A 14,559-nucleotide genomic window follows, 5' to 3' on the forward strand; every position below is an offset into this window, starting at 1 on the left:
GAGCAATGATGAAATACTTAGTGCCACTATTAACCATTTTACTTGTTGCGGCTTGCTCCTCACGCCCTACCACTTCTGGCATTGGTGTTGAGCAGGCATCACAACAGTATAACCAACAACTGATTGTTAATAACCCTGAACTTGGCAAGAAATTAGCCATTACAGATGTAAAAACACGCCAAACAAATGGCTTAACAGATGTTGTTGTGACACTGGCAAGCCAGTACAAAAAGTCTCAATACTTACAGTATCAATTTACTTGGTATGACGCTGATGGCTTTGTTATTCGCGGCAACCATTCACCTTGGCAACCTATTACATTATTTGGATTTGCCAAGACCCAATTACCGGGCCTAGCCCCGACAGCAAATGCTGTCACCTTCTCGCTTGCAGTGCGTGAAGTGTCAACAGAAGCACAAGAATTTGAAGATTAAGGATACTACAATGAAATTACTTTCTGTTAAGTCGGCTGCGGCCGTTGCAATGACAAGCGCTTTATTGCTGTCTGGTTGTGCTAATAAAGCCGTTGTTAGCTATGGTGATGCGCAAGCCGTAGAAACCACAGATATCAACTTTGGTTCAACAGATCTACAAAAAGTAGCAAGCCAAATGACAGACTCGTTACTTGCTTCACCTGTGGTTGGTACCATGACAGCAAATACCCGCCCTATCGTGTTTGTTGAGCGTATTAAAAACAAAACGAGCGAGCATATTGATACTGAATCTATTACTGATTCAATCTCAACACAGTTATTACGCAGTGGTAAGTTCCGCTTTGTTGATATGACCCGCGTTGAAGCTGTGCGCGAGCAACTTAATTTCCAAAACGTTGACCCACTTGTAAACCCAAATACCGCTATTGCTTTTGGCCAGCAAGTTGGTGCGCAATACATGTTATACGGTAACTTATCGAGCATTGTTAAATCAAATGCTGACAAGGCTGATGTGTATTATAAATTCACTATGCGTTTAATGGATTTAAAAAGCGGCCTAGTTGAGTGGGCTGATGAAACTGAAATCCGTAAAACACGTGAGAAATCAACTTTTGGCTGGTAGTCAGGAGGATTTATGAAATACCTAGTAGCAATCCTAGCAAGCTGTTTATTACTGAGCTCGCCAAGTTATGCTGACTATCAGCGTAACAAAGCAGTACCAGTACAGCAGGTGTTGTTCGGCTCAGTACAGTCAGTGCGAACCATTACTGAACAAGAGCTGGTCAGAGATAAAACCAACGGCTGGGAAACGTTTGGTGGTGCGCTAATTGGCGGTGTTATCGGTAATCAGTTTGGTGGCGGCAGTGGCCGCACTGTAGCAACCATTTTAGGTTCGATGATTGGTGGCTCTGTTGCCCACAACCGCCAACAAAACAGTCGCATTATACAGTATCAGCTCGTTGAATTGATGATCAAAGTAGAAAGCGGCGAACAATTTATGGTTGTGCAAGATAAAGACAACCAAATGCTGTTCAACCAAGGTGATAAAGTACGTTTGGTCTACCTCACCGATAACACGGTGCGTGTTGATAAAGCTTATTAAAAAAGCGAGCCTCGGCTCGCTTTTTTTAGCTTTGTCGATAATCAGCGAAGAATCGCTGCATCTTACTCATGGCTTCTGTTAAATCATCTTTGTTTGGTAAAAATACTAATCTGAAATGATCAGGATCAGGCCAATTAAATGCGCGACCATGCACTAATAAGATTTTCTCAGCTTTGAGTAAATCTAAAATCATGCGCTCATCATCTTTAATGTTAAAGTGCGCCGTATCCACTTTCGCAAATGCGTAAAGTGCCCCTTTAGGCTTTTTACAGCTAATACCATCAATGGCATTTAAGCCACGCCATGCAATATCACGCTGAACGTACAGTCGACCACCTGGGTTTATCAAGTTATCGATTGACTGCACACCACCTAAAGCTTGTTGAATAGCATATTGTGCAGGTACATTGGCACATAAACGCATTGATGCCAGCATATCAAGGCCACGGCTTAAGTCGTCCATCATGCTAGTGCGGCCGCTTAACACCATCCAGCCCATTCGCAAACCCGCAGCGCGGTACGTTTTGGCTAAGCCATTAAAGGTGATAATTGGTACATCATCACACAGTGCGCCAATCGAGCTGTGGCTGACACCGTCGTACAAGATTTTCTCGTAAATTTCATCGCTCAGTAACAATAACTTGTGCTCGCGAGCAATATTGATAAGTTCCATCAACAGATCATCGCTATACACCGCACCAGTTGGGTTATTTGGGTTAATAAGCACCAATGCTTTGGTCTTTGAGGTGATCTTCGATTTAATATCAGCAATATCAGGGAACCAATCTTGTTCTTCATCACATAGATAATGCACAGGGTTACCCCCTGCTAATTTAACCGATGCAGTCCATAACGGATAATCCGGTGCAGGAATAAGCACTTCATCGTCATTATCAAGTAATGCTTGTGTGGTCATTTGAATTAATTCGCTGACCCCATTGCCGATATAAATATTATCGACATCAAGATTAAATAATCCGCGTTGCTGATAGTGTTGATAGACAGCCACACGGGCTGAGTAGAGGCCTTTAGAGTCACAGTAGCCTTGGGCTGAATATAAGTTACGAATGATATCTTTGTGCATATCTTCAGGCATATCAAAGCCAAAGGCAGCTGGGTTGCCAATGTTTAGCTTTAATACTTTTTGCCCTTCGTCTTCCATTTTTCGAGCTTGTGCAAGCACAGGCCCACGTATGTCATAACAGACACCGTCTAGTTTGTGACTCTTTTTGATTTGTGACATGGTTACCTCTACTAATTAGCCTTAAGACTAACCCAGTAAGGGGCAACCACGCCAGAGGATTATTGCGGTTATAACTGAAATAAATTCAAGTTTTTAGCGAGTAGCGAACCAAGCTTGTAATTTTTCTACAGAACCTGAAACTTGTTCATCAAGGGTTTGTGATTTTTCTTGTGCAGTGGCTACATCACCTTGGTTCAAGGTCAGTTCAATTTCTTGCGCAAGCGATGATAAACTTGCAGCACCAAATTGAGCTGCATTTGATTTTAAACTGTGTGCATGCCTTGCAGCTGCTTCGTTATCTGAACCAAGATTTGCAAGTACTTCAGAGCCTAGACGCTGAAATTCACTACAACAAAAGGTCAAGGTGTCGGCAAATTGGTCACCTAAAAGTGATTCCATCCCTTCAAGTGCACTCTCATCAATTGTGATTGTCGTCATCTTTATCCCTTAATCAAAAACGTAATTATATAAATCGCAACTTTAGCCGTTCATAGCTAAAAAGCAAACCTGCTTTGCGAGTTAAGCTCATGTATACTAGGCATAGTTTTGATTTACACCTGAGTTCGTATGGCTAGAGAATTGTGCTCACATTGTGGCTTTTCAGTTAAAACCTGTTTATGTGATTCAATAAGCATAATCAATAATAAACTAAAAATCATTATATTACGCCACCCTAGTGAGGAAAAAGTTACTAAGAACACCGCTAATTTACTGAATTTAGGCTTAGATAACTGCCAAATCATTGCAGGTGAGTCAGAACAAGACTTTTTACAGCTCGCAACATTGCCAAAAGCAACAACTGCGGTACTCTATCCTGCTGATAATGCATTATGTTTAGATGAACACACTGCCACTACAGATGCTTTCAAACAGTCTTTAACTCATTTAATTGTGATTGATGGTACGTGGAAAAAAGCCTACAAAATGCTGCAATTAACTCCAAGCCTTCAGGGGTTTCAGGCTGTGAGTTTTAAGCAAATACCACAAAACAAATACGTCATTCGTAAAGCACCACGCGCAGATAGTTTATCAACTTTAGAAGCAGTGGCTCATAGCCTTAAACTGATTGAAGGCCTTGATGTAACACCGCTATACAGATTATTAGCAGCACTGGTCGATAAGCAAACCCAACATATGCCAGATGATGTTAAGGCACGCTATTTATAATGCGTGTATCAAAACGGCTTAGTGCCGGTTTTCACCGTAAGGGACCAGATTATCGCTTTGATGATCAGGTCGATTTTGACGATATTCGCGATACCTTTGGTTTTCGTACCATGGTGGTTGGCAATTGGGTTAATAAGCAAGAGCGGCTATTAGCGGCGAATTTAATTTACGATGCCTTAGCTGATCTAGCGCAAATACTGACTTTACCCCCAACGGCAATAGGCCTTAGGGGAAAGCTTAATTTTGCCTTTGGTCATGGTGGCCAAAAAGGTGTGCAGGCTCATTATAATGCTCACAGTCAAACCCTTGCGCTAGCAAAAAATGCCGGTGGTGGCGCTCTGGCCCATGAATGGTTTCATGCGTTTGATCACCATATTTGTCAGCATTTATTTAAGAGCAGAAAGAGTATGCAATTTTGCTCAGCACTGTGGCTCGAACAGTCACCAGATTTGAATCATCCACTTAATCAACACTTAAATGAGTTTTACCATCAGGTATTTTTAGACACCTCAGGTGAAAATCCAAATGCGTTCGTGAAGCAATCTATCGCTTTTGATAGGCAAGTAAAGCAACTTTATATGAGTATGCCTGAAGAACTAGCGGCTCGCTGTTTTGAAAAGTGTATTGCCATGCACCCTGATATAAAAAATAGCTTTTTAGTGAGTGGGTTATCGACAAGTGGCTTAATCTACCCAGATGAGCAGCATACAATGCGCTGCTTTTCAGCACTGCTGAATTACTTTAATCAGTTAGGTTCGCTGTTGCATCAAGGCTAATTTCAACTTTCTGCACCTCGCTTATCCAAGTTAAGTAATCATCTGCACAAAGCGGTTTTGAAAAATAATACCCTTGTCCAAATTGGCAGCCATAACTTTGCAGCATTGCTAGGCTTTGCTCATCTTCAATACCCTCAGCAACAACATGTGCACCCAAAGTAGTGGCGATGTCACAGGTTGCCCGGCAGATACTCTGATCGTTCACTGAAAATGGCAGGTTTAACACAAATTGTTTATCTATTTTAACTTCATCAAAGCCTAGCTGGCTCAGATAGGCAAGCGATGAGTAGCCAGTACCAAAATCATCAATTGCAAGCTTTAAGCCGATTAAACGGTAGTCATCAAGTGTTGCTTTGATCTTTTTACTTTCTTCCAAAGTTGCTGATTCTGTAAGCTCCAACATCACAGATTCAGCCGCTACTTTTTGCTCATTTAAAATAGTGATTAACAGCACGGGTAAGTCTTTATTTAATAAATCTTTTGCTGAAATATTTATAGAAATAACGTGATCGGGTATCAGTTTGCAAAACTTTGCTTGCCACTCAATGCCTCTTTCAACAACCCATTCAGTTAACTGATTGATCACACCGGCTGACTCTGCAATTGGAATAAACACATCAGGGCTTACTGCACCAAATACGGGATGCTGCCAACGCAGTAATGCTTCACAGCCCACTACTTTGCCTGTTTTTAAGCAAATCTGTGGCTGAAAATGCAAGCTGAGTTGGTCTTCATCAATCGCTATTTTAAGCGCTGCAGCAATCGATAACCTTTGCTCAGACAGGCGTGCAGTTTCTGAATCAAACATTCGCCAACGCTCACCTTGTAAACGCTTTTCAGACATTGCTTGTATCGCACATTGGAAAATTTGTTTCGCGGTATTACCGTGCATTGGGTAATAAGCAACGCCGATATCAACACTGTCGACTAAATTAATTTCTTCATGGGTGAGCCCTTCTTCAAACACACCATGGATCAAACATGCAAACTGCTCAATGTGACTTAGTTCAAGCTCGCCCATAATTAAACAGCCAAACGTACTGTCATCAACATGTGCAAGCCAAGCACTTCTGCTTGCTTGAATTTCAAGCTTTAGTGCACTCATACTCTGTAGCTGAGTATTTAAGATACTTAATCTTTCATTGATACAAATATTGGCCTGTTCAAAGCCAAAGGTAGAACGGGCATTTGAAAGTACATGAGCCTTAAATAATAAAACTGAGAAGTGTTGTTTTTTCGAAACTTTTCTCACTATCTGCGCGAGCAAAAATTGCTTATTTGGCAGTTTAGTATCTGCATCATGTAACATGGAGTAGCTAAACGCTGAGATTTGCTGGCGATCTTTTAACAATAAGACAGAACATATCGCCAACGATGTAAGCAGCAATATGGTGTTATGGATGTCATGATAACCAATCCCAAAGCCATTCCAAATAACTAGACTAAGCACTTGAATAACAATAGTTAAAAGCATAAAAACACGCAGGTGGGTTCGGCTATTTTTGCGCTCCATTAAACTAAAAAATAGAGCGCCAGCAAAACTCAAGAATCCAACGCAAGAAACGATAAATAACCACTGGCGATTGAACTGTGGTTGAATTGATGACAGTAAAGCTGCAACTAGCAAACACGCAATCATTGCTTGCCATGCTTTTTTAAAAATAGGTTTGTATGTATGAATGGCTAAAAAATGATATAAAAAGTAGCTCACAAAACACAGTGCAAATTCATTAACAGGCCATTTTGCTTCCCAATCTAAGCCATCAACTAGATAGTTGATTAAACCGTTATCTATGAGAAATCCAACCGTAACAAGCAAGAAGTAGGCACTTAACACCATATATTTAGGTCGCTGCGATACAAAAAAATAAACAGCGCACACAAACATGCATAAAATTAGCACACCCAAAATAGCACCATAACCTAAAATAGTTTGGTGTAAATTGGCTTCAAATATTTTCGCAGCCACCACCCCAACTTCTATCGTCAGCGCCCTATCATGCACAAAGTTAACTAAAGCCCAGCGATGTCCTTGGCTATGCTCAATCAACCAATGAGGACGAACGTTCGACAAACTTTCTAGTGAAGCGAGTCGTTGATTATTAGTAGCCTGAAAATTTTCATCTAGAAGATAAAACTTAGCCCAGCTTAAATTGGGTTCGCCAAGAAAAACAACATAGTTTTTATTGTCAGGTAGTTGGTATAAATCAATGACTAACCAGTGGGACGTTTTAGCTGTAAGACGGACTGAGCTTGTTTCAAGCGCGTTTAGTTTTTCTGCGTTTTGTAACGATACTTCAAGAGATTGGCTAAGTTTGGCAAGTGGTTGTTCTGAATCAAGCAACCAAACCGATAAGTCATCCTCAGCAGCAAAAACGCTGGTGCAGTGTATAAATACACAACACAATATTATGAGCAGCTTTGTGATAATCCAATTAACTTGCTTGCCAACAATGTGCATTTTAGCTCCGTGCTTTTAACACCAGCTAAAAGTATGGGAGGAATACGCTTAAATTGCCAATTATGCAGGCTTTAATTAGGTAAAAAGTTCAGTAACAAAATGTTATGTGGCCCGAAAGCCACACAAACTGGAGTTATTTATTATCATCACTGATACGACTTGCAACCGCCGAATTTTGATCTTTATATTTTGCGTCTTTACGAACGTTGTATGGGTTTTCTGCAGGGCTTGTCATGGTTTCAAAGCTCATAGCACCAATTTTCATCATTGGGCGAAGCGCCAGTGGCAATTTGCCTGAGTTATAAAACTCTAACACGATATTACCAGACCAACCCGGATCAATACGATGTGCTGTAACATGAACCATCAAACCAAGACGTGCTAAAGATGAACGACCATCTAACCAACCAACAATATCTGCTGGTAATGTGACTTTTTCATGGGTGATAGCCAGTGCCAGTTCACCTGGGTGGAGGAAAAATGCTTCTTCTTCAGCAAGCACAATCTCATCACTCATGATTGATTCCATCGCCTTGTTAAGCTGATCTTTTGGACCACTTAAGTCAACATAGGCTGCGGTATGATCTTGGAAAACTCTAAACTTGTTGCCCAAACGCAAGTCCACCGTAACACCTGAAATCATTTCTTTGCTCGGTGTTGGCTCAATAACAATGCGGCCTTCGTCAATAAACTGCTGAATATGGGTATCTGATAATCTCATTTATTATTCTACCTAATACAACTTAAACATATGATTTTAAGCTGAAAAAACACGCTAAGCTCTAGTTGAAACACAACAAAAGTCGAGTGTGTATCAGTAAAGCCAAATGGGGTGGATATAGTGTGACATATATTACACAAATCAACAGCGTGTTGCGCAAATAATTCTCAACAAAATAAGATAAGCCATCTCAGCTAATAAGATCAGTGTTTTCTGATTTATCTAAAGTACTGGGTTTTGTTTTAATTACGCGATTACAAGGAGAATGAGGATAAGTTGTTATGGATTACGTTATTTTATCCGTAATAACATTGCCAGCATGCGTTGTCGCAATTTTAATAGCCAAACACTATGCTAAAAAGCACGATTTATGGCATGGCTTTCTCGTTTTTGTCGGTTCACTACTATTAACTAGCTGGTCGGTAGTGGGCTTAGTTGCTAACGAAACTTTCTTTTTCCCGCTACCTTCATTACTCACTATTGCCTTTTACTTCTACTGTTTTGGTGAAACCGATATTGTGTTCATGCCTAATTTATTAATTAATCCTGGTATTGCTATTTTTTGCTATTTTTTGGGCTACTTACTTTATCGCAAGAAGCCTCTTTAAAAACGTCTTAATTATCAGATTAAAATAAAAAAAGCCGCTCATTGAGCGGCTTTTGTTCCATCGGGATCACATATTAAAAGCTATAACGGGCACCAATTGTGTAACGAGGTCCGTATTGACGAGCAAATAAGAACTGCTCTTCGTAACGACCGTAGCCACGCTCAGTTTCGTTATTAAGGTTTATACCTTCAAAGAAAACAGTCATGTTTTCGTTGATGTCGTAGTTAACACTTAAGTCCCATTGACCGTAGGTATCGCCAAACTGTGGCGGAGCATCAGACGAGCCTTGCGCTTGACCAACACCAATTAAGTAAGAGTCACGCCATGCGTAGGTTACTTTTACTGATAAGCCGTCTTTATCGTAAAAAGCTTGGAAGTTAGCTGAATCACTTAAGCCAGATAAAGGAGCTTGTTGAGTCAAACTTGCTACATCAAATTCAACATCACCATCAACAAACGTAGCATTAACCCCTAAACCAAAGCCACTTTCACCAAATAAGTGTTGAACAGCAAGTTCAAAGCCATCAACTGATTTGCTATCAGTATTTTGTGGCTGAGAAATGTTCCATACCATCAGTGGATCTGAACTCGTTGGCTCAATGGCACCATCCGCATTACCATAACCTAATGCCAGCATTTCATTGAACACAGCGTCACTCGTTGCCTGCTCGCCACGTGCTTCTACAGATGCAACAGCTTCAAGGTAACGAGGACCATTTAAGATATCGTATAAACCTTCAATGGTTGTTTCAGTGATTTGCGTTTGAATAAAGTTATCTACGTCTTTTTTGAAGTAACCAACCGACGCGTAGCTACCTTCACCGTAGTAGTACTCAAGTGATAAATCGAGGTTAGTTGATTCAAATGGCAACAGATTAGTATTGCCTTGGCTACCTGTACGCGAACCTGGTTTCGGGCTACCCGTCAAGCTTCGGCCACCAGCCAAATTACCCAGCGGCGCACGTGCCATGGTTTTACCCCACGAAACACGACCAACAAGCTCGTCTGTAATTTCAACTTTTACGTCGATATTTGGTAACCAGATATCGTAGTTACCTTCTTCTTGGTAAAAGTTATCTGTACCGCCAGTTTCGTACTGCATGATCCACTCAGATGCACTCACCCAGTTAACTTGGCTTTCAACACGTTGACGAACCGTACTGGTCACATCAGTTTCTTCATAACGAAGACCTGCGTTGATTTGAACAAAGTAATCAGACAATTCAAATTCCCACAAGCTATTCACATAGAAGCTTTGTGTTTTTTCTTCTACGTAGCTTTCACTGTCGATACCATCAAAGAATGGGTCAATTGAATATTGATTATCGCCTAATAAATCTTCGTTTAAATAAGCAAGTTGACGGGCTAACGCTTCTTCAAAGCTATAGGTGTAATAGTAATTTGGTTCAAGGGCACTACCACCACCAGCAAACTGATCTAGCATGTCGCCAGTATCATTATAAGTGAACATACCATCAGGGAAAATTTCGGTGAATGATGGATTAAAACCAGGGCCGCCACGCAGGCCACTCCAAGCAGTAAAACCACCCATAGTTTGTTTAGTATTTGCTGCACCGAATTTTACTTTAACAAGTGGAATTTCAAAGCTTTCATTGAACCAGGTTGCATGAAGCTGAGCTTGCTCAACATTAGACTCACCTGGCGAGTAAATAAACTGACTGAAGTTCGAATCTATCTCACTTGGATCTAGCACTGTTGAGCCATTGTTCCAATTAACGTAGGCATGCGGAACCTCACCAGTGCGATAGTCATATACTTTGCTCTGTAACTGGTCAGAGCCAAGAATGATTTGACCATCAGAACCTAAGCCATCATCTGCGCCGTTATCTGTTTCGTTTTTCGAATCATGATAATCGAACTCAACTTCCCACTGGTCATTGATTTGCCATTCTAGGTTTAAACCAATTGAACGTGCTTTAACTTCTGTAGTGGCGCGGCTTGCTGTAAATGAACCATCATTACCACTTATATCGGCATAAAGCGCTGTACCATTTTCATCAAGCTCATAACTATTGATGTTACTGCCAAACTCATTCCAAATACCCCAACCTGCAGTTTCAACACCGGTGATTGCACGACTTGCTGTGTAATCAACCGTTGCAGTAAAGCTTTCAATTGGCGAGTACTGCAAAGTTACTTGGCCATTAGTACGCTCACGTTCAACATCAGCAATACTGTAGTTCATGTCTTTCGGGAAGAAATGATTACCGACACGGTTGCCTTCGCTATCTACTGCACGTGGGTCAATGTAGTCACCTTCATCAAGGGTTGGTAAATCAACATTTGCTTGCCAACCTTGAATATTGGCACTTTGCTGTTGAAAATCACGTTCTTGATGAGAGAATGATGCCGCAAAACCAAATGTATCATCAGCATAGGTATTGCTGTACATCGCTGAAAACTCTGGCGTTACATCATCACCTTTTTCATTTGACGAGTCATGAATAGCTTTAATAGACGAGCTAAACTTTTCGCCTGGGCTATTTAATGGGCGAGTTGTAATAATATTTACAGTAGCACCTAGACCACCACTTGGTACATCAGCTTGACCTGATTTTGCTACTTCAAGTGCACTTACACCATCAGCGGCAATATTCTCAAGGGCGTATGAACGCGTATAACCTGTGCCTGGCATTTGACGGCCATTCAACATTACTAGGTTAAACTCAGGGCCAAAACCACGTACCGTAATTTCGCTACCTTCGCCGTTTGAACGGCTCACTGATACACCGGTAATACGCTGTAATGATTCAGCTAAGTTAGTATCTGGGAATTTACCCATCTCTTCTGCTGAAATCGCATCAACAACACCTGTTGCATCACGTTTCATATCCATGGCGCGGATCATACTGCCACGAATACCTTTAATTTCGATAACTTCAATATCGTTATCAGCTTTCTCTTGCTCATCCTGTGCATAAGCAGACATAGTGCCTAGCCCTGCGGTTAAAATCATCGCAACTGACGCTGCAAGAGGTGTTTTAATAAATTTTGTGCTTTTCATGATATACCTGCTTTTGCATATGTTGTCATGGATACTGGGTGCTGTAATCAGCACCCATCACTTGTTGCCAATGTTAATTACGGGTTTGCAATAACTGCATTATCAATACGGTAAACCGCACCTTCACCCATCCCCCATGACGGGAACACCATAACAACGTCGATTGCACTAATATCAAGACCTGCACTTAGTAAGTCAGCAAGTGTATAAGTATACGTTTGCCACTCACCAACCACCGGCTCGACACCTTCTTGACTTGCACTTAATGCAAGCTCCACAGCTTGACCTGCATCGTTTGATTCAATCTTGAATAACCACTGAGCATCTTGGTCGCTGGCGTTTGAAACAATCTTCATTTCAAAACGAACCACACCTTCAGATAATAAGTGCGATGCATCAAAGCTCACGCCATCATCAGCTAAAAAGCCCATTACCGTAGCGGTAGAACCAATTTGAAATTCTGCCACAGAGCCATGAGTTTCATCGTCAGTTTCGACTGTTGGCGTGCTACCAGCACAACAATCCCAAATGCTCCACTGATCTGCCACGTTTTCGGCAAACAGCGTAAGTTCTGACGCAGCTGCTTCTTGCTCTGGTGCATAAATGCGAGCATTGTCGACACGGTAAACTGCACCTTCACCTTGACCCCATGCAGGGAAAATCATGATTACATCAATAGCACTTACATCTAAACCTGCGTTTAATAAAGTACTGATTGGGAACGTGTATGTTTGCCATTCACCAGCAACAGGGTCAACTCCTTCTGAGCTTGTGTTAAGGTTAACTTCTACTGCTGTTGCACCTTCATTAGACTCAACTTTTAATAGCCAAGGCGCATCTGGTGTTGATGATAAAGAGGTGATCTTCATCTCAAACTGCAGCATGCCATCATCAACCAATGCTGATGCATCAAACTGCGTACCACTACCACCTGATGAAGTACGGTTAATAAAGCCCATTACCGTAGGAGTTGCACCAATAGAGAACTCTGCAGTAACACCATGTTCTTCGTCGTCGACTACTTCAACAGGTGTTGAACCACCACAACAATCCCATAGCGGCCAATCAAGATTAGTTTCATCAGTGAATAAAGTTAATGAAGGTAATGTTGTTGTGCCGCCATTGGTAATTTCAACATTATCAACACGGTAAACAGCACCCTCACCTTGACCCCATGCAGGGAAAATCATGATCACATCAATTAGCGATACATTTAAACCTGCGTCAGCTAATGTTTGCAGTGGGAAGGTATATGTTTGCCATTCACCAGCAACTGGGCTAACACCTTCAGTACTATCACTTAGGTTGAGCTCAACGGCTGTCGCGCCTTCATCACTTTCGATTTTAAATAACCAAGGTGCATCTGGTGTAGCGGGCAGCGAAGTCACTTGCATATCAAAAGTTACATAGCCGTCTTCTAACATTGCACTTGCATCATAAGGTGACGCTTCACCGTTTTCATCGGTAATAAAGGCATCACGGCTAATAAAGCCATTTACTGTAGGCTCTGCACCCACACTAAATTCAACTACATTACCACGGTCTGCATCTTCAACTAACCCTGGCGTTGTGCCACCACAACAGTCCCATGCAGGCCAGTTAGGGTTAAAGCTGCTATCAAAGATAGTAAGCGGTGTTACAGTGCCATCACTTGGTGGTGTTGGAGCAGGAGCTGCGCCTTGCACAAGTGCATCTTCTAAATTGTCATAACCTGGGCGAACTGTTTCACAGCCTTTACCTGTGTCTGGGTCTTGAGCACATTCATAAACACGTACATAGTCAACTTCAAAAGTTTGACCATTTTCGAATGCAGTAGCATCAATACCAAGGGCATTAACATTTTCAGGCCAATCACCGCCAACAGCAAAGTTTAAGATTAAATAAAACTCTTGGTTATATGGCGCTGCATCCCAGAAAGTTGTTAACTCACCAGTTGTTTGATCAAAGTACTCTGTGTACCAACCCTTATGTTTAAGAGCCAGTGCCTCACCGTCAGCGTTATAAAGTAATTCTGATTGGCGCTGTGTTGCATATAAATAGTCATCTACGTACCAACGAATTTCACCCTCTTGCCATTCAATAGCATAAGTATGGAAATCATCAGCAGGATTAGAATCTTGCGCGAAGGTATAGGCTTTGCCACTACTATCATTATTTGGCCATGCTTGACCATAATGTAATGTGCCGTAGATATTTGACTCTAGACCATCATCATTTTCGACTTTTAGGTTCACCGACTCAACAATGTCGATTTCACCAGAACGAGGCCATTCACCGTATACTTCGTCGGTTGGCATCATCCAAAACGCAGGCCAAGAGCCTTGCCCACTAGGTAGCTTTGCGCGTACTTCAAAGCGACCATATTTAAAATCAGCTTTATAGCGAGTATTGATACGTGCAGATGTATATGGTTTTGCTGCACCCTCTTCTGCAGGTAATGCAACAATATTAAGAATACCGTCTGCAACGAAAGCGTTTTCTTCACTGTCGGTATAACATTGTTTTTCGTTATTACCGCCACCCGCACAGTCTATTTCGAAATTCCATTTGTTGTCATCAATGGCATCGCCGTCAAAGTTATCTTCCCAAACCATCACCCAATCTGAAACTGGTTCAGTTGGATCGACAGTGTCTATTTTTGTATCTGTGGCAGAGCCACCGCAGCCAGCTAAAGTCGCTACAGAAAGCGCCATTGCTAGTTGTGTTAAGTGTGTTTTGAATTTGTTCATTGCATTGAACCCTAACATTATGTGTTTGTTAGTACTCAACTGATATATATAGAGTATAGTTTTAATCAGTCAATTGTAAGCGCTTACATTGAAGGTCAAATAAAAAGCCCTTTTAATGTAAGCGCTTTCATTAGAGTATGACACGGTTACTAAAACGTCAATAAAATATTAACATTTACTGCGAAATTGTTTTTAGTCTAAGTGATTAACAAGGCAATACGTGAACAAAAAATGAGGAAGTACCCTCACAGCAAGACAAATTCACTAATAACAACTTTATTAATTGAAAAAGT

At 41.4% G+C, this 14,559-nt stretch carries 12 protein-coding genes; 6 read left to right on the top strand and 6 right to left on the bottom strand.

The window, feature by feature from the left end; genetic code table 11:
* Positions 1-8: 8 nt before the first annotated feature.
* From WA256_RS12825 to WA256_RS12835, 3 genes are read left to right on the top strand one after another with little or no spacing between them, the layout of a single operon-like run.
* Positions 9-434 carry a YcfL family protein gene (locus tag WA256_RS12825; protein ID WP_054552954.1) on the top strand — a complete coding sequence of 142 codons (426 nt, stop codon included), beginning with the start codon at positions 9-11 and terminating at the stop codon, positions 432-434.
* Positions 435-444: 10 nt separating this feature from the next.
* The gene (gene lpoB / locus WA256_RS12830; protein WP_054561262.1) at positions 445-1,056 is read left to right on the top strand and encodes a penicillin-binding protein activator LpoB; all 612 of its coding nucleotides are present in this window, start codon (positions 445-447) and stop codon (positions 1,054-1,056) included.
* Between the two features lie 12 nt (positions 1,057-1,068).
* Positions 1,069-1,536 (top strand): glycine zipper 2TM domain-containing protein, encoded by a 468-nt coding sequence (locus WA256_RS12835; protein WP_130166277.1) that lies wholly within the window; start codon positions 1,069-1,071, stop codon positions 1,534-1,536.
* A gap of 25 nt (positions 1,537-1,561) precedes the next feature.
* Here the strand turns inward: WA256_RS12835 and WA256_RS12840 are convergent, their stop codons facing one another.
* Entirely contained in the window at positions 1,562-2,779 is a 1,218-nt protein-coding gene (locus tag WA256_RS12840) for a pyridoxal phosphate-dependent aminotransferase (RefSeq protein WP_054552951.1), read from the bottom strand.
* A 93-nt stretch (positions 2,780-2,872) separates the two neighbouring features.
* Positions 2,873-3,217 (bottom strand): Hpt domain-containing protein, encoded by a 345-nt coding sequence (locus tag WA256_RS12845; RefSeq protein ID WP_058584795.1) that lies wholly within the window; start codon positions 3,215-3,217, stop codon positions 2,873-2,875.
* A 129-nt stretch (positions 3,218-3,346) separates the two neighbouring features.
* Between WA256_RS12845 and WA256_RS12850 the strand changes: the two genes are divergently transcribed.
* Both WA256_RS12850 and WA256_RS12855 read left to right on the top strand, forming a co-directional pair.
* Positions 3,347-3,946, top strand: coding sequence for a tRNA-uridine aminocarboxypropyltransferase (locus WA256_RS12850; RefSeq protein ID WP_054561259.1), 600 nt, complete (start codon positions 3,347-3,349; stop codon positions 3,944-3,946).
* Positions 3,946-4,722 (top strand): CLCA_X family protein, encoded by a 777-nt coding sequence (locus WA256_RS12855; protein WP_063529031.1) that lies wholly within the window; start codon positions 3,946-3,948, stop codon positions 4,720-4,722. Before WA256_RS12850 ends, WA256_RS12855 begins: the two co-directional genes overlap by 1 nt.
* On the opposite strand, the gene WA256_RS12860 is transcribed toward WA256_RS12855, so the two are convergent.
* Both WA256_RS12860 and dcd read right to left on the bottom strand, forming a co-directional pair.
* Complete coding sequence (locus tag WA256_RS12860) at positions 4,688-7,183, bottom strand: EAL domain-containing protein (protein WP_335991983.1); 2,496 nt, start codon at positions 7,181-7,183, stop codon at positions 4,688-4,690. The two genes, WA256_RS12855 and WA256_RS12860, sit on opposite strands and share 35 nt — an antisense overlap.
* A gap of 133 nt (positions 7,184-7,316) precedes the next feature.
* Complete coding sequence (dcd, locus tag WA256_RS12865; RefSeq protein ID WP_062565148.1) at positions 7,317-7,904, bottom strand: dCTP deaminase; 588 nt, start codon at positions 7,902-7,904, stop codon at positions 7,317-7,319.
* A 281-nt stretch (positions 7,905-8,185) separates the two neighbouring features.
* On the opposite strand from dcd, the gene WA256_RS12870 reads away from it, so the two are divergent.
* Entirely contained in the window at positions 8,186-8,512 is a 327-nt protein-coding gene (locus tag WA256_RS12870; RefSeq protein WP_062565147.1) for a hypothetical protein, read from the top strand.
* A gap of 73 nt (positions 8,513-8,585) precedes the next feature.
* Here the strand turns inward: WA256_RS12870 and WA256_RS12875 are convergent, their stop codons facing one another.
* Entirely contained in the window at positions 8,586-11,537 is a 2,952-nt protein-coding gene (locus tag WA256_RS12875; RefSeq protein ID WP_304636865.1) for a TonB-dependent receptor, read from the bottom strand.
* Between the two features lie 77 nt (positions 11,538-11,614).
* Complete coding sequence (locus WA256_RS12880; RefSeq protein WP_335991987.1) at positions 11,615-14,266, bottom strand: family 16 glycosylhydrolase; 2,652 nt, start codon at positions 14,264-14,266, stop codon at positions 11,615-11,617.
* Positions 14,267-14,559 lie beyond the last annotated feature (293 nt).

Source organism: Pseudoalteromonas sp. CH_XMU1449-3, from assembly GCF_037027245.1.
In the GTDB taxonomy this organism is placed as follows: Bacteria; Pseudomonadota; Gammaproteobacteria; order Enterobacterales; family Alteromonadaceae; genus Pseudoalteromonas; species Pseudoalteromonas shioyasakiensis.

What these genes read in the sequence shown, in the direction of transcription:
- WA256_RS12825 (WP_054552954.1), top strand. Translation starts at nt 9, where the DNA reads ATGAAATACTTAGTGCCACTATTAACCATTTTACTTGTTGCGGCTTGC.
- lpoB (WP_054561262.1), top strand. Translation starts at nt 445, where the DNA reads ATGAAATTACTTTCTGTTAAGTCGGCTGCGGCCGTTGCAATGACAAGC.
- WA256_RS12835 (WP_130166277.1), top strand. Translation starts at nt 1,069, where the DNA reads ATGAAATACCTAGTAGCAATCCTAGCAAGCTGTTTATTACTGAGCTCG.
- WA256_RS12840 (WP_054552951.1), bottom strand. Translation starts at nt 2,779, where the DNA reads ATGTCACAAATCAAAAAGAGTCACAAACTAGACGGTGTCTGTTATGAC.
- WA256_RS12845 (WP_058584795.1), bottom strand. Translation starts at nt 3,217, where the DNA reads ATGACGACAATCACAATTGATGAGAGTGCACTTGAAGGGATGGAATCA.
- WA256_RS12850 (WP_054561259.1), top strand. Translation starts at nt 3,347, where the DNA reads ATGGCTAGAGAATTGTGCTCACATTGTGGCTTTTCAGTTAAAACCTGT.
- WA256_RS12855 (WP_063529031.1), top strand. Translation starts at nt 3,946, where the DNA reads ATGCGTGTATCAAAACGGCTTAGTGCCGGTTTTCACCGTAAGGGACCA.
- WA256_RS12860 (WP_335991983.1), bottom strand. Translation starts at nt 7,183, where the DNA reads ATGCACATTGTTGGCAAGCAAGTTAATTGGATTATCACAAAGCTGCTC.
- dcd (WP_062565148.1), bottom strand. Translation starts at nt 7,904, where the DNA reads ATGAGATTATCAGATACCCATATTCAGCAGTTTATTGACGAAGGCCGC.
- WA256_RS12870 (WP_062565147.1), top strand. Translation starts at nt 8,186, where the DNA reads ATGGATTACGTTATTTTATCCGTAATAACATTGCCAGCATGCGTTGTC.
- WA256_RS12875 (WP_304636865.1), bottom strand. Translation starts at nt 11,537, where the DNA reads ATGAAAAGCACAAAATTTATTAAAACACCTCTTGCAGCGTCAGTTGCG.
- WA256_RS12880 (WP_335991987.1), bottom strand. Translation starts at nt 14,266, where the DNA reads ATGAACAAATTCAAAACACACTTAACACAACTAGCAATGGCGCTTTCT.